Source organism: Escherichia sp. KTE172 (assembly GCF_000408845.1).
GTDB classification, from domain to species: Bacteria; Pseudomonadota; Gammaproteobacteria; order Enterobacterales; family Enterobacteriaceae; genus Escherichia; species Escherichia coli.
Window position 1 is genome coordinate 3,789,501 of the sequence record NZ_KE137316.1, and the last position, 15,132, is coordinate 3,804,632.

Sequence of the window (15,132 nt, forward strand, 5' to 3'; positions counted from 1 at the left end):
GTCTGTGCCGAACCGTAGGCCGGATAAGGCGTTCACGCCGCATCCGGCAGTTGGCGCACAATGCCTGATGCGACGCTTGACGCGTCTTATCAGACCTACAAGTCTGTGCCGAACCATAGGCCGTATCCGGCATGTCACAAATATAGCGCCGGAAATATTAACCGGCTCACCCCGCGCACCTTTAACGCATCAGCCAATGGCTCAACGTCTTCCGGCGTGGCACTCGGCCAGCTTTGCGCCTCGCCATACACGCCGTGGGCATGAAACGCGTTCAGGCGTACCGGAACATCGCCAAGTCCCTTGATAAACGCCGCCAGCTCATCGATGTGTTGCAAATAATCCACCTGGCCTGGGATTACCAGCAAACGCAGTTCCGCCAGCTTGCCGCGCTCGGCAAGCAAACAGATGCTGCGCTTAATCTGCTGATTATCGCGTCCGGTTAATTGCTGATGACATTCGCTCCCCCACGCTTTGAGATCGAGCATTGCGCCGTCGCACACCGGGAGTAATTTTTCCCAGCCGGTTTCGCTCAACATACCGTTACTGTCCACCAGACAGGTGAGATGGCACAGTTGCGGATCGTTTTTGATGGCAGTAAACAACGCCACCACAAACGGCAGCTGGGTCGTGGCTTCGCCGCCGCTTACCGTTATCCCTTCAATAAACAGCACCGCTTTGCGGATATGGCTAAGCACCTCGTCCACGCTCATGGATTGCGCCATCGGCGTGGCATGTTGTGGACACATCTTCAGGCAGGTATCACATTGCTCGCAAACCACAGCGTTCCACACCACTTTGCCGTTAACAATCTGCAACGCCTGATGCGGACACTGCGGCACGCACTCTCCGCAGTCATTGCAGCGTCCCATCGTCCACGGATTGTGACAGTTTTTGCAGCGCAGATTGCAGCCCTGCAAAAACAGAGCCAGACGACTGCCTGGCCCGTCAACGCAGGAGAAGGGGATAATCTTACTGACTAAAGCGCATCTGCTGTTCATGGCTTATCACGCGCGGCTGGCGTTCCAGAATACGAGTGTTGCGTGCGGCTTCTTCTCCCAGCCAGGTGGTGTTGGTGCGTGAACCTTCGGCGCGATATTTTTCTAAATCCGACAAACGCACCATATAACCGGTAACGCGAACCAGATCGTTACCGCTGACATTGGCGGTAAATTCACGCATTCCGGCTTTAAAGGCACCGAGGCAAAGCTGTACCAGTGCCTGCGGGTTACGTTTGATGGTTTCGTCGAGCGTCAGAATGTCGCTGATGCCGGAATAATAATAAGCATGATGCGGGGCGACAGTTTGCAGATGAGTAATCGGATCTGGCTCATCACCATACGGCAAACGCGCGCCCGGCGTGGTGCCGATATCAGAACTGATCCCCGACTGTGCGTGTAACATGGCGCGTTTTTGCCAGCCATATTTCACGGGGGTATTGGCGACAAACTCCGCCAGTTGTGCGCTGATGCGATAACCCACTTCATTTGCGGCGGCTTCTTTACCGTAGCGCGCGGCAATCCCATCTTTCTCGCACAGCAAGTTAACTGCTTCCGCCAGCCCATACATGCCAAACATTGGCACAAAACGTTCAGGGTTAATCAGCCCTTCTTTCACCAGGAAGCTATTCTCAAAGAAGTGTGATTGTTGATAGAGGAATTCACACCGCGCATCGATGATGGCGATCTGCTGCTGGCAGTAGTGCGGTAGAGTGCGCGTAAAGAAGTCATCCAGCGATTCACTGCGCTCGGCAATGGCTTTCAGGTTAAGGCGTACCAGCGTGCTGCCACCACCCGCCAGCGGCAGTGAGTTGTAACAGCTCACAATCCCGTAGCCCCCTTTTGTGAAAATTTTATCATGCACCGGACCGTTGGCGATGTGCGGTTTGCTACATTCGCAGATGTTTTTCGCCACTTCCAGCAGCAGATCATCAGGGGTGATTTCAGGATCGTAGATAAAGGTCAGGTTCGGTGAAACCTGCTTCAGCTCTGCATCTGCACGTAAGATTGCACGGGTGATGGGCGAATCAGACGGGCCGATATTGGCGTGCATAAAGGCGTCTGGCAGGGTTCTGTCGAGGTAACGCCAGAAACGTTTTATTCGAATATCGATCTCGTCCTGTGTTAGAATTCTAACATACGGCTGCAACAACGCATCCAGTTGCCCCAGGTAGACCGGCATCGATGTGACCGATGGTACGTGGTGGTAAAGAATGGTCAGCAGAGAGAGTGCATCATCAAGATCTTTCGCGCCTTCCAGCTCCAGCCATTCGGAACCGTTCGCCAGAAAACGGGCGTAATCGGGTAAGACATAGCGCGGTTTGTACGGCGCATGACCTTCAAACATATCGCAGATTACACCCTCATCCAGCGCGCGGCGGGCTTCGGCAGGAAGCTGCGGATAAGGCAGATTGTTTTCTGCTTCCAGCGCCAGAAAATGGCGCTTCTGCTCCGGGCTAAGTACCGGGCTGGTGACAATTTGCTGGCAACGTTGTTGCAGTGCAATTTCATGAGAAGTGGGCATCTTCTTTTCCTTTTATGCCGAAGGTGATGCGCCATTGTAAGAAGTTTCGTGATGTTCACTTTGATCCTGATGCGTTTGCCACCACTGACGCATTCATTTGAAAGTGAATTATTTGAACCAGATCGCATTACAGTGATGCAAACTTGTAAGTAGATTTCCTTAATTGTGATGTATATCGAAGTGTGTTGCGGAGTAGATGTTAGAATACTAACAAACTCGCAAGGTGAATTTTATTGGCGACAAGCCAGGAGAATGAAATGACTGATCTGAAAGCAAGCAGCCTGCGTGCACTGAAATTGATGGACCTGACCACCCTGAATGACGACGACACCGACGAGAAAGTGATCGCCCTGTGTCATCAGGCCAAAACTCCGGTCGGCAATACCGCCGCTATCTGTATCTATCCTCGCTTTATCCCGATTGCTCGCAAAACGCTGAAAGAGCAGGGTACCCCGGAAATCCGTATCGCTACGGTAACCAACTTCCCACACGGTAACGACGACATCGACATCGCGCTGGCAGAAACCCGTGCGGCAATCGCCTACGGTGCCGATGAAGTTGACGTGGTGTTCCCGTACCGCGCGCTGATGGCGGGTAACGAGCAGGTTGGTTTTGACCTGGTGAAAGCCTGTAAAGAGGCTTGCGCAGCGGCTAACGTACTGCTGAAAGTGATCATCGAAACCGGCGAACTGAAAGACGAAGCGCTGATCCGCAAAGCGTCTGAAATCTCTATCAAAGCGGGTGCTGACTTCATCAAAACCTCTACCGGTAAAGTGGCAGTGAACGCGACGCCGGAAAGCGCGCGCATCATGATGGAAGTGATCCGCGACATGGGCGTAGAAAAAACCGTTGGTTTCAAACCGGCGGGCGGCGTGCGTACTGCGGAAGATGCGCAGAAATATCTCGCCATCGCAGATGAACTGTTCGGCGCTGACTGGGCTGATGCGCGTCACTACCGCTTTGGCGCTTCCAGCCTGCTGGCAAGCCTGCTGAAAGCGCTGGGCCACGGCGACGGTAAGAGCGCAAGCAGCTACTAAGCTGCCTTTTGCCAGAGGGTGGATGCCGGATGCCCCCAGTAGGCCTGATAAGACGCGTCAGCGTCGCATCAGGCAGTCAGCAGTGCTGCCTGATGCGGCGCGAACGCCTTATCCGGCCTACGGGCGAGTGCCGTGTAGGCATGATAAGAATCGGTCAGCATCAGGCAATAACAACATCCGCCATCTGGCAACAACACCTTCAAACTTATTCCACGGGAGGTTACCTTGTTTCTCGCACAAGAAATTATTCGTAAAAAACGTGATGGTCATGCGCTGAGCGATGAAGAAATTCGTTTCTTTATCAACGGCATTCGCGACAACACTATCTCCGAAGGGCAGATTGCCGCCCTCGCGATGACCATTTTCTTCCACGATATGACAATGCCTGAGCGTGTCTCGCTGACCATGGCGATGCGAGATTCAGGAACCGTTCTCGACTGGAAAAGCCTGCATCTGAATGGCCCAATTGTTGATAAACACTCCACCGGTGGCGTCGGCGATGTGACTTCGCTGATGTTGGGGCCGATGGTCGCAGCCTGCGGCGGCTATATTCCGATGATCTCCGGTCGCGGCCTCGGTCATACTGGCGGTACGCTCGACAAACTGGAATCCATTCCTGGCTTCGACATTTTCCCGGATGACAACCGTTTCCGCGAAATTATTAAAGACGTCGGCGTGGCGATTATCGGTCAGACCAGCTCACTGGCTCCGGCGGATAAACGTTTCTACGCGACCCGTGATATTACCGCAACCGTGGACTCCATCCCGCTGATCACTGCCTCGATTCTGGCGAAGAAACTGGCGGAAGGTCTGGACGCGCTGGTGATGGACGTGAAAGTGGGTAGCGGCGCGTTTATGCCGACCTACGAACTCTCTGAAGCCCTTGCCGAAGCGATTGTTGGCGTGGCTAACGGCGCTGGCGTGCGCACCACCGCGCTGCTCACCGACATGAATCAGGTACTGGCCTCCAGTGCAGGTAACGCGGTTGAGGTTCGTGAAGCAGTGCAGTTCCTGACGGGAGAATATCGTAACCCGCGTCTGTTTGATGTCACGATGGCGCTGTGCGTGGAGATGCTGATCTCCGGCAAACTGGCGAAAGATGACGCCGAAGCACGCGCGAAATTGCAGGCGGTGCTGGACAACGGTAAAGCGGCAGAAGTCTTTGGTCGTATGGTAGCGGCACAAAAAGGCCCAACCGACTTCGTTGAGAACTACGCGAAGTATCTGCCGACAGCGATGCTGACGAAAGCAGTCTATGCTGATACCGAAGGTTTTGTCAGTGAAATGGATACCCGCGCGCTGGGGATGGCAGTGGTTGCAATGGGCGGCGGACGCCGTCAGGCATCTGACACCATCGATTACAGCGTCGGCTTTACTGATATGGCGCGTCTGGGCGACCAGGTAGACGGTCAGCGTCCGCTGGCGGTTATCCACGCGAAAGACGAAAACAGCTGGCAGGAAGCGGCGAAAGCGGTGAAAGCGGCAATTAAACTTGCCGATAAAGCACCGGAAAGCACACCAACTGTCTATCGCCGTATCAGCGAATAACGGTATACTGATCTGATCATTTAAATTTGAAGCACTGAGTACGGAGAACATATGAAACGTGCATTTATTATGGTGCTGGACTCATTCGGCATCGGCGCTACAGAAGATGCAGAACGCTTTGGTGACGTCGGGGCTGACACCCTGGGTCATATCGCAGAAGCTTGTGCCAAAGGCGAAGCTGATAACGGTCGTAAAGGCCCGCTCAATCTGCCAAATCTGACCCGTCTGGGGCTGGCGAAAGCACACGAAGGTTCTACCGGTTTCATTCCGGCGGGAATGGACGGCAACGCTGAAGTTATCGGCGCGTACGCATGGGCGCACGAAATGTCATCCGGTAAAGATACCCCGTCTGGTCACTGGGAAATCGCCGGTGTCCCGGTTCTGTTTGAGTGGGGATACTTCTCCGATCACGAAAACAGCTTCCCGCAAGAGCTGCTGGATAAACTGGTCGAACGCGCTAATCTGCCGGGTTACCTCGGTAACTGCCACTCTTCCGGTACGGTCATTCTGGATCAGCTGGGCGAAGAGCACATGAAAACCGGCAAGCCGATTTTCTATACCTCCGCTGACTCCGTGTTCCAGATTGCCTGCCATGAAGAAACTTTCGGTCTGGATAAACTCTACGAACTGTGCGAAATCGCCCGTGAAGAGCTGACCAACGGCGGCTACAACATCGGTCGTGTTATCGCTCGTCCGTTTATCGGCGACAAAGCCGGTAACTTCCAGCGTACCGGTAACCGTCACGACCTGGCCGTTGAACCGCCAGCACCGACCGTGCTGCAGAAACTGGTTGATGAAAAACACGGCCAGGTGGTTTCTGTCGGTAAAATTGCAGACATCTACGCCAACTGCGGTATCACCAAAAAAGTGAAAGCGACTGGCCTGGACGCGCTGTTTGACGCCACCATCAAAGAGATGAAAGAAGCGGGTGATAACACCATCGTCTTCACCAACTTCGTTGACTTCGACTCTTCCTGGGGCCACCGTCGCGACGTCGCCGGTTATGCTGCGGGTCTGGAACTGTTCGACCGCCGTCTGCCGGAGCTGATGTCTCTGCTGCGCGATGACGACATCCTGATCCTCACCGCTGACCACGGCTGTGATCCGACCTGGACCGGTACTGACCACACGCGTGAACACATTCCGGTACTGGTTTACGGCCCGAAAGTAAAACCGGGCTCACTGGGTCACCGTGAAACCTTCGCGGATATCGGCCAGACTCTGGCAAAATATTTTGGTACTTCTGATATGGAATATGGCAAAGCCATGTTCTGATGGATTTGGGCGGAGCGTTGACTCCGCCTTTGTTATGTCACAAAAAGGATAAAACAATGGCTACCCCACACATTAATGCAGAAATGGGCGATTTCGCTGACGTAGTTTTGATGCCAGGCGACCCGCTGCGTGCGAAGTATATTGCTGAAACTTTCCTTGAAGATGCCCGTGAAGTGAACAACGTTCGCGGTATGCTGGGCTTCACCGGTACTTACAAAGGCCGCAAAATTTCCGTAATGGGTCACGGTATGGGTATCCCGTCCTGCTCCATCTACACCAAAGAACTGATCACCGATTTCGGCGTGAAGAAAATTATCCGCGTAGGCTCCTGTGGCGCTGTTCTGCCACACGTAAAACTGCGCGACGTCGTTATCGGTATGGGTGCCTGCACCGATTCCAAAGTTAACCGCATCCGTTTTAAAGACCATGACTTTGCCGCTATCGCTGACTTTGACATGGTGCGTAACGCAGTAGATGCAGCTAAAGCACTGGGCATTGATGCTCGCGTTGGTAACCTGTTCTCCGCTGACCTGTTCTACTCTCCGGACGGCGAAATGTTCGACGTGATGGAAAAATACGGCATCCTCGGCGTGGAAATGGAAGCGGCTGGTATCTACGGCGTCGCTGCAGAATTTGGCGCGAAAGCCCTGACCATCTGCACCGTGTCTGACCACATCCGTACTCACGAGCAGACCACTGCCGCTGAGCGTCAGACCACCTTCAACGACATGATCAAAATCGCACTGGAATCCGTTCTGCTGGGCGATAAAGAGTAATTGTGTTTCGCTGAAAGGCGATTGCCTTGTGAAGCCGGAACGGGAGACTGCTCCGGCTTTTTAGTATCTATTCATCAATAGCGACTGATTTATAGATTTACTATTATTTTTCATATGGATAGAAAATAAAATCCATTCATGAATCTATTCATTTATGTTCAGCCGTCATCCAGTAAGGGTATATCAGCAACTCTGGTGGACAACCATAAATTCCTGCCATTTTCTTTTGATGTTTGAGCTAAGCCGTTCCGTCTTTTCGATCCGTTTTAGAGAATTAATCGAGATACCTAACATTTTACTTACTTCAGCAAGCGATAATTTATGCCTGATACGCACGGCGGCTAGCCAGGATATACCCTGGCTGAACATTAAATTGATAACCTCCCGTTCCTGGTTTTCCAGATCGATCATATTTCCTTCCCTGGATATTTTAATGAGCGAGTTACCGTACCGCCCCCGCTATCCATGCCGATAACTCCCGTAGCTCTTTTTCCTGTTCCGGGAAGTCAACCAACAGCGCTTCACACTCCTGTTGCAGCATGTCAGCGCGGTACAGGCAGCCTTGCAGCCGTCCTGCGAGGGCTTCCAGTGGTGCTGGGTTAAGGCTGTCGGTAAATACCTGGGCGCGGGTGATATGGCCTTTTTCAACGTCGAAATGCAGTTCCACGCCGCCCCAGGTAAAGCGTTCATCCAGCAGATGCGAGAATGCCGGAGCCTGACCGAAGTTCCACTCCCAGCTACTCTGACGGGCAAAGGTTTCGGCGAAGTTCGGCAAGTCTGGCGTTTTGTCCGGGGAGATGATTTCCGCTTCCACGTGCTCGCCATAATGGGCGAAAAAGGCCTCGGTTATGGCCTCGCAAACCTGCTCATGGGTGATCCCCGGCAGCAATTCGGTCAGATTGGTCACGCGGGAACGTACCGACGTAATGCCTTTCGCCGCCAGTTTCTTTTTATCCGGATTGAGATAGTTTGCCAGGCGGCTAAGGTCGGCATTGAGCAGCAAGGTGCCGTGGTGGAAGCCGCGATCTTTGGTTTCGCGATAGGCCGAGCCTGAGACTTTGCGGTCGCCTTCGGCGGTTTTCACCACCAGATCGTTACGTCCGGACGCTTCGGCGCTGACGCCGAGCGCGTTCAGCGCATTGAGCACAATCGACGTGGAGATGGTTTTATCGTACTCCGGCTTGCCAGCCATAAAGGTAAAGCAGGTATTGCCGAGATCGTGGAACACTGCGCCGCCACCGCTGCTGCGCCGCGCCAGGCGGACGTTATCTTCTTCCATCCGCCGGGTATTACACTCTTTCCACGGGTTCTGTGCGCGACCAATCACTACCGTGTCGGCATTGCGCCAGAGAAACAGAACGCGCTGCGTGGCGGGCATCTGGCGAAAAATACACTCTTCCACCGCCAGGTTAAACCACGGGTCGTAAGAGTCAGAGATGAGCAGGCGTAATGTGGACATAACGATTTCCTTTCTTGTAGTAATGGGTCACTCTTTTTTCTCGCTTTCTTCCTCTTCCGGCACCGGTTTGCTGGCGGTTAACAGGAAGGGCGATTGCTGCCAGCGGGTGCGTTTACCCTGTAGCAGCGTGCGGGTCAGCACTACGCCGATTGCCAGCGAGAGCAGCAACATCAGGCGTAAAATGTTAGTGGTGTTATCCACCTGTTGGGCTTCGGTGGCGAGCGTATGGGTGTCGAGCGTCAGGCGCAGATAGCCGAGCGGTCCGTTTTTACCCGCAATGGGTTCGACAATCTGCTGGTTAAAATAGCCGCCCGCTTTTTTGCCGTCGAGCGCCAGCCGGTCGCGCACGTCGACGCTTTCACCAGAACGGGCGATAAGATCGCCTTGTTCATCATATACGCCTGCGTCGAGAATGCGGCTTTCATCCGTTAACTGATCGAGGATCGCCTGAATACGTTTTTCATCCGGTGAGTCGGTACGCATCAGCGGTGCAACGTTCAGCGTTACCTGACGCGCCAGGGTGCGGGCTAGTTCTTCCAGCTGTGGATTACGCTGTCGCTGGTGGTTTTGACTAAACCATGACGCCCCCTGCATCAGCGCCACTAACAAGGCAAGACAGAACAGGACAATCACTGCCCGATGCAGCCGGAATTTCAGTTTTGTGCGAGCCATCTTCCACCCTTTGAAAATTTGAGACTTAATGTTGCCAGAAGCAATGGATACAAGGTAGCCTCATGCGTTATTTTCCCTGCTTCGAACGATTTTACAGGAGCCTTAATGCCTAACATTACCTGGTGCGACCTGCCTGAAGATGTCTCTTTATGGCCGGGTCTGCCTCTTTCATTAAGTGGTGATGAAGTGATGCCACTGGATTACCACGCAGGTCGTAGCGGCTGGCTGCTGTATGGTCGTGGGCTGGATAAACAACGTCTGACCCAATACCAGAGCAAACTGGGCGCGGCGATGGTGATTGTTGCCGCCTGGTGCGTGGAAGATTATCAGGTGATTCGTCTGGCAGGTTCACTCACCGCGCGGGCTACGCGCCTGGCCCATGAAGCGCAACTGGATGTCGCGCCGCTGGGGAAAATCCCACACCTGCGCACGCCGGGTTTGCTGGTGATGGACATGGATTCCACCGCCATCCAGATTGAATGTATTGATGAAATTGCCAAACTGGCCGGAACGGGCGAGATGGTGGCGGAGGTAACCGAACGGGCGATGCGCGGCGAACTCGATTTTACCGCCAGCCTGCGCAGCCGCGTGGCGACGCTGAAAGGCGCTGACGCCAATATTCTGCAACAGGTGCGTGAAAATCTGCCGCTGATGCCAGGCTTAACGCAGCTGGTACTCAAGCTGGAAACGCTGGGCTGGAAAGTGGCGATTGCCTCCGGTGGCTTTACTTTCTTTGCTGAATACCTGCGCGACAAGCTGCGCCTGACAGCCGTGGTAGCCAATGAACTGGAGATCATGGACGGTAAATTTACCGGCAATGTGATCGGCGACATCGTTGACGCGCAATATAAAGCGAAAACCCTGACCCGCCTCGCGCAGGAGTATGAAATCCCGCTGGCGCAGACCGTGGCGATTGGCGATGGAGCCAATGACCTGCCGATGATCAAAGCGGCAGGGCTGGGGATTGCCTACCATGCCAAGCCAAAAGTGAATGAAAAGACGGAAGTCACCATCCGTCACGCTGACCTGATGGGGGTATTCTGCATCCTCTCCGGCAGCCTGAATCAGAAGTAATTGCCCGCCCGTCATCCTGCGGGCGGCACAGCATTAACGAGGTACATCGTGGCAAAAGCTCCAAAACGCGCCTTTGTTTGTAATGAATGCGGGGCCGATTATCCGCGCTGGCAGGGGCAGTGCAGTGCCTGTCATGCCTGGAACACCATCACCGAGGTGCGTCTTGCAGCGTCGCCAACGGTGGCGCGTAACGAGCGTCTCAGCGGCTATGCCGGTAGCGCCGGGGTGGCAAAAGTCCAGAAACTTTCCGACATCAGCCTTGAAGAGCTGCCGCGTTTTTCCACCGGATTTAAAGAGTTCGACCGCGTATTAGGCGGCGGCGTGGTGCCGGGAAGTGCCATTCTGATTGGCGGTAACCCTGGTGCGGGGAAATCCACGTTGCTACTGCAAACGCTGTGCAAACTGGCGCAGCAGATGAAAACGCTGTATGTCACCGGCGAAGAGTCGCTGCAACAGGTGGCAATGCGCGCTCATCGCCTTGGCCTGCCGACTGACAATCTTAATATGCTGTCGGAAACCAGCATCGAGCAGATCTGCCTGATTGCCGAAGAAGAGCAACCGAAGCTGATGGTAATTGACTCGATCCAGGTGATGCATATGGCGGATGTACAATCATCGCCTGGTAGCGTGGCGCAGGTGCGTGAAACGGCGGCTTATCTGACGCGCTTCGCCAAAACGCGCGGCGTGGCGATTGTCATGGTCGGGCACGTAACCAAAGATGGCTCGCTGGCTGGCCCTAAAGTGCTGGAACACTGTATCGACTGTTCGGTGCTTTTGGATGGCGATGCCGACTCCCGTTTTCGCACCTTGCGCAGCCATAAAAACCGCTTCGGCGCGGTGAATGAGCTGGGCGTCTTCGCGATGACCGAACAGGGGCTGCGTGAAGTTAGCAACCCTTCCGCCATCTTTTTAAGCCGCGGTGATGAAGTGACCTCCGGTAGCTCAGTGATGGTGGTATGGGAAGGAACGCGTCCACTGCTGGTGGAGATCCAGGCGCTGGTCGATCACTCGATGATGGCGAATCCACGCCGCGTCGCAGTAGGGCTGGAGCAAAACCGTCTGGCAATCCTGCTGGCTGTCTTGCACCGTCACGGTGGTCTGCAAATGGCCGATCAGGATGTGTTTGTGAACGTGGTCGGCGGCGTGAAGGTAACCGAAACCAGCGCCGACTTAGCGTTACTGCTGGCGATGGTTTCCAGCCTGCGTGACAGACCGCTGCCACAGGATCTGGTGGTGTTTGGTGAAGTCGGGCTGGCAGGGGAGATCCGCCCGGTGCCCAGCGGCCAGGAACGAATCTCTGAAGCGGCGAAACACGGTTTTCGGCGGGCGATTGTTCCGGCGGCTAATGTGCCGAAAAAAGCGCCGGAAGGGATGCAGATTTTTGGCGTTAAAAAACTCTCCGACGCGCTTAGCGTGTTCGACGACTTATAATGAGAGATACGGAGGGAGATATGTCGTCATTTGATTACCTGAAAACTGCCATCAAGCAACAGGGCTGCACGCTACAGCAGGTAGCTGATGCCAGCGGTATGACCAAAGGGTATTTAAGCCAGTTACTGAATGCCAAAATTAAAAGCCCCAGCGCGCAAAAACTGGAGGCATTGCACCGTTTTTTGGGGCTTGAGTTTCCCCGCCAAAAGAAAACCATTGGCGTGGTATTCGGTAAGTTCTACCCGTTGCATACCGGACATATCTACCTTATCCAGCGCGCCTGTAGCCAGGTTGACGAGTTGCATATCATTATGGGCTTTGACGATACCCGTGACCGTGCGTTGTTTGAAGACAGCGCCATGTCGCAGCAGCCCACGGTGCCGGATCGTCTGCGCTGGTTATTGCAAACCTTTAAATATCAGAAAAATATCCGTATTCATGCTTTCAATGAAGAGGGCATGGAGCCATATCCGCACGGCTGGGATGTATGGAGCAACGGCATCAAAAAGTTTATGGCTGAAAAGGGGATCCAGCCGGACCTGATCTACACCTCGGAAGAAGCCGATGCGCCACAGTATATGGAACATCTGGGGATCGAAACGGTGCTGGTCGATCCGAAACGCACCTTTATGAGTATCAGCGGTGCGCAGATCCGCGAAAACCCGTTCCGCTACTGGGAATATATTCCCACCGAAGTGAAGCCGTTCTTTGTGCGTACCGTGGCGATCCTTGGCGGCGAGTCGAGCGGTAAATCCACCCTGGTAAACAAACTTGCCAATATCTTCAATACCACCAGTGCGTGGGAATATGGTCGCGATTATGTCTTTTCACACCTTGGCGGTGATGAGATCGCATTGCAGTATTCCGACTACGATAAAATCGCGCTAGGACACGCGCAATATATTGATTTTGCAGTGAAATACGCCAATAAAGTGGCGTTTATCGACACTGATTTTGTCACTACCCAGGCGTTCTGCAAAAAGTACGAAGGGCGTGAGCATCCGTTCGTGCAGGCGCTGATTGATGAATACCGTTTTGATCTGGTTATCTTGCTGGAGAACAACACGCCGTGGGTGGCGGATGGTTTACGCAGCCTCGGTAGTTCGGTGGATCGCAAAGAGTTCCAGAACTTGCTGGTGGAGATGCTGGAAGAGAACAATATCGAATTTGTGCGTGTTGAAGAGGACGATTACGACAGCCGTTTCCTGCGCTGTGTGGAGCTGGTGCGGGAGATGATGGGCGAGCAGAGATAACCGTGACGAAACGGCTCAAAGGCGAGGTATAAATTGAGTTTTTTTGATGAGTTGAAAAACTCTCTGGAAGAGGCTGTTGAGATTAGAAAGAACCTGCACGGGTGACCCGCTACGAAATTGCAGATGCTAAGGCTATTCGTGAGCAACTTCATACTCCAACCGACCAGTTGCGTAGCCAGAATGCAATCAAATCTGACAGTCCGCTTCGGCGCGCGCTTTGGTGTATTTACCGGAGTAAATCAGCGTGCCGTGGAAAATTATGCGCAGCGCTTCTGCTGATTTGCGTACCTTCGCTGATGATAAGTCCTGCACTAGCGTGCTGCGCGTAATAGTCCGCCATTATGTCAGTCGCAACGTCACCCGCGCGGGAACGCGTCATCGGTGGCATTACAATACGGTTTTTTAATGGCAACGCATTCAGCGCATATTTAGCAAATTACGTAATGGGTCCCTTGCGCGGTTATTTGTACAGTTCGGCACTCATGGTGACGGTATTGCCCATGCGAGCGCTGGTGATTTTGTATTCAGAGGCGTTTATCTCTTTCGCTTTCTGCGCAATAACTGCTTCCGCAGAATCCAGTGTTGTACCGGTTGCTGTTACGCTTTGCGCCGATGCGTTAAACGCCGCGACAGAGAAAAGAGAAGCTGTAAAAATTGCGATGATCGTTTTCATGTTTATATTCCAGAGTGTCTTAATTGTTTGGCGTTTATTAACGCGATGGGGATAGAATACGCCTGCTGCCTGATAACATAAATGATACAAATGACAATAGACTATTCTGATTTTGTTAATAATCAGACGCCGGACGTTCCGACGCCTGTCGATTGCATCAGGCAACAAAGTTGTCCTTCAGCGCCTTGAGACCATCCCGATAGATGCCGGTAAACAGCGCTTCGGCCTCTTCGTTCGTCACATTCACCGGGGTGAATTCACCGAACCATTCCACACGAGAAACCTGGCTGTCGGCGGTTTCATGAACGGTAATGGTGGAGAGGTAATCCACCACCGGGAACGGTGCCTGAATAATGGAATAGGTATAACTGCGTTGACGGTTATCAAACGCTTCCAGACGTTCAACCACAGTGCCGCCGTCAGAGGTTGTCAGCGAACGAACGCGACCGCCTTCTGTCACTACGCTTTTCGGGATGAACGGCAGCCAGTCTGGCAGCGCATCAAAGCCGCCCATCAATTGCCATACGGCGTCGGCAGAAGCCGGAATTTCGATCGATACAGTTGTTTTAGCCATGATAATTTTCTCTTAATTTATAGGGTTACATTGTTAGGGTGTCGACGACGCCGCCATCGACGCGCAGGGCTGCCCCTGTGGTTGCCGAGGAAAGCGGTGACGCGAGATAAACCGCCAGATTCGCCACTTCTTCCACATCTGCCGCACGCTGGATGATGGAGCTCGGACGCGAGGTTTTAACAAACTCATCGGCCTGTTCACGCGCACTGCGTCCCGACTGCGCAGCGGCATCCGCCAGCATCTCTTTCAGGCCATCGGTAAAGGTTGGCCCTGGCAGAATGGCGTTGACGGTCACACCGGTCCCCGCCAGTCGTTTCGCCAGACCATGAGAGACCGCCAGATTCGCGGCTTTGGTGACGCCGTAGTTGATCATGTCGCCAGGGATTGCCACGCCGGATTCGGACGAGACAAAGATAATCCGCCCCCAGCCCTGTTCCGTCATGCCTGGCGCATAGTGACGCGCCAGACGAACGCCGGAAAGGACGTTGACGTTATAGAAGTGCATCCACTCATCATCCGGAACGCTAAAGAAATCTTTATCGTTGAAAATGCCCAGATTATTGACCAGCACATCAGCCGTTGGGACTGCAGCGATCAGCGCAGTCACGCCGTCTTCGGTGCTGAGATCGGCCACCACGCCGCGCAGTGACGCCGTGGGAGTTTGTGCCGCAATCGCAGCCATGGCGTCATCAACGCCGCTCTGTTTACGGCCGACGACAACCACCGTTGCGCCTGCTTTTGCCAGTCCGGCGGCGATACCCTGCCCAATGCCGGAGGTTGAGCCGCTGACCACCGCGACTTTACCTGTCAGATCCAGTTTCATCGTTTTCTCACCAGGTT

14 protein-coding genes and 2 pseudogenes are annotated in these 15,132 nt (G+C 53.8%); 7 read left to right on the forward strand and 9 right to left on the reverse strand.

The window, feature by feature from the left end:
* Nucleotides 1-134 precede the first annotated feature (134 nt).
* Nucleotides 135-998, reverse strand: coding sequence for a YjjW family glycine radical enzyme activase (locus G434_RS06225; RefSeq protein WP_001088427.1), 864 nt, complete (start codon nucleotides 996-998; stop codon nucleotides 135-137).
* Nucleotides 970-2,520, reverse strand: coding sequence for a YjjI family glycine radical enzyme (locus tag G434_RS06220; RefSeq protein WP_001143200.1), 1,551 nt, complete (start codon nucleotides 2,518-2,520; stop codon nucleotides 970-972). Before G434_RS06220 ends, G434_RS06225 begins: the two co-directional genes overlap by 29 nt.
* Nucleotides 2,521-2,777: 257 nt before the next feature.
* On the opposite strand from G434_RS06220, the gene deoC reads away from it, so the two are divergent.
* The 4 genes from deoC to deoD all read left to right on the forward strand — a co-directional run bounded on the left by deoC (nucleotide 2,778) and on the right by deoD (nucleotide 7,156).
* On the forward strand, nucleotides 2,778-3,557 hold the full coding sequence (gene deoC / locus G434_RS06215; protein WP_001298497.1) for a deoxyribose-phosphate aldolase: 780 nt from the start codon (nucleotides 2,778-2,780) through the stop codon (nucleotides 3,555-3,557).
* A 225-nt stretch (nucleotides 3,558-3,782) separates the two neighbouring features.
* Nucleotides 3,783-5,105, forward strand: a complete 1,323-nt coding sequence (gene deoA, locus G434_RS06210) for a thymidine phosphorylase (RefSeq protein WP_000477811.1) — start codon at nucleotides 3,783-3,785, stop codon at nucleotides 5,103-5,105.
* A gap of 51 nt (nucleotides 5,106-5,156) precedes the next feature.
* Complete coding sequence (gene deoB, locus G434_RS06205; protein ID WP_000816471.1) at nucleotides 5,157-6,380, forward strand: phosphopentomutase; 1,224 nt, start codon at nucleotides 5,157-5,159, stop codon at nucleotides 6,378-6,380.
* Between the two features lie 56 nt (nucleotides 6,381-6,436).
* Nucleotides 6,437-7,156, forward strand: a complete 720-nt coding sequence (gene deoD, locus G434_RS06200) for a purine-nucleoside phosphorylase (protein WP_000224877.1) — start codon at nucleotides 6,437-6,439, stop codon at nucleotides 7,154-7,156.
* A gap of 148 nt (nucleotides 7,157-7,304) precedes the next feature.
* Here the strand turns inward: deoD and G434_RS06195 are convergent.
* From G434_RS06195 to G434_RS29995, 3 genes and pseudogenes are all read right to left on the reverse strand, one after another.
* Nucleotides 7,305-7,567: pseudogene (locus tag G434_RS06195) on the reverse strand (helix-turn-helix domain-containing protein).
* Nucleotides 7,568-7,598: 31 nt separating this feature from the next.
* Nucleotides 7,599-8,615, reverse strand: coding sequence for a lipoate--protein ligase (gene lplA / locus G434_RS29990; RefSeq protein ID WP_000105844.1), 1,017 nt, complete (start codon nucleotides 8,613-8,615; stop codon nucleotides 7,599-7,601).
* A 27-nt stretch (nucleotides 8,616-8,642) separates the two neighbouring features.
* Nucleotides 8,643-9,287, reverse strand: a complete 645-nt coding sequence (locus G434_RS29995; protein WP_000124608.1) for a YtjB family periplasmic protein — start codon at nucleotides 9,285-9,287, stop codon at nucleotides 8,643-8,645.
* Nucleotides 9,288-9,392: 105 nt separating this feature from the next.
* Between G434_RS29995 and serB the strand changes: the two genes are divergently transcribed.
* The 3 genes from serB to nadR are packed head-to-tail and all read left to right on the forward strand — an operon-like array spanning nucleotide 9,393 to nucleotide 13,045.
* Nucleotides 9,393-10,361, forward strand: a complete 969-nt coding sequence (gene serB, locus G434_RS06180) for a phosphoserine phosphatase (protein WP_001132956.1) — start codon at nucleotides 9,393-9,395, stop codon at nucleotides 10,359-10,361.
* Nucleotides 10,362-10,409: 48 nt separating this feature from the next.
* Entirely contained in the window at nucleotides 10,410-11,792 is a 1,383-nt protein-coding gene (gene radA, locus G434_RS06175; RefSeq protein WP_001029698.1) for a DNA repair protein RadA, read from the forward strand.
* Nucleotides 11,793-11,812: 20 nt separating this feature from the next.
* On the forward strand, nucleotides 11,813-13,045 hold the full coding sequence (nadR, locus tag G434_RS06170) for a multifunctional transcriptional regulator/nicotinamide-nucleotide adenylyltransferase/ribosylnicotinamide kinase NadR (RefSeq protein WP_000093813.1): 1,233 nt from the start codon (nucleotides 11,813-11,815) through the stop codon (nucleotides 13,043-13,045).
* A 271-nt stretch (nucleotides 13,046-13,316) separates the two neighbouring features.
* Here the strand turns inward: nadR and G434_RS30815 are convergent.
* The 4 genes and pseudogenes from G434_RS30815 to G434_RS06155 form a co-directional block, all read right to left on the reverse strand.
* Nucleotides 13,317-13,433, reverse strand: a pseudogene (locus tag G434_RS30815) (hypothetical protein); the annotation flags it as partial.
* 72 nt (nucleotides 13,434-13,505) lie between these two features.
* Nucleotides 13,506-13,718, reverse strand: a complete 213-nt coding sequence (locus G434_RS06165; protein ID WP_000848790.1) for a YdgH/BhsA/McbA family protein — start codon at nucleotides 13,716-13,718, stop codon at nucleotides 13,506-13,508.
* Between the two features lie 157 nt (nucleotides 13,719-13,875).
* Nucleotides 13,876-14,292 carry an SRPBCC family protein gene (locus tag G434_RS06160; RefSeq protein ID WP_001140838.1) on the reverse strand — a complete coding sequence of 139 codons (417 nt, stop codon included), beginning with the start codon at nucleotides 14,290-14,292 and terminating at the stop codon, nucleotides 13,876-13,878.
* 25 nt (nucleotides 14,293-14,317) lie between these two features.
* Nucleotides 14,318-15,115 carry an SDR family NAD(P)-dependent oxidoreductase gene (locus G434_RS06155; protein ID WP_000762718.1) on the reverse strand — a complete coding sequence of 266 codons (798 nt, stop codon included), beginning with the start codon at nucleotides 15,113-15,115 and terminating at the stop codon, nucleotides 14,318-14,320.
* Nucleotides 15,116-15,132 lie beyond the last annotated feature (17 nt).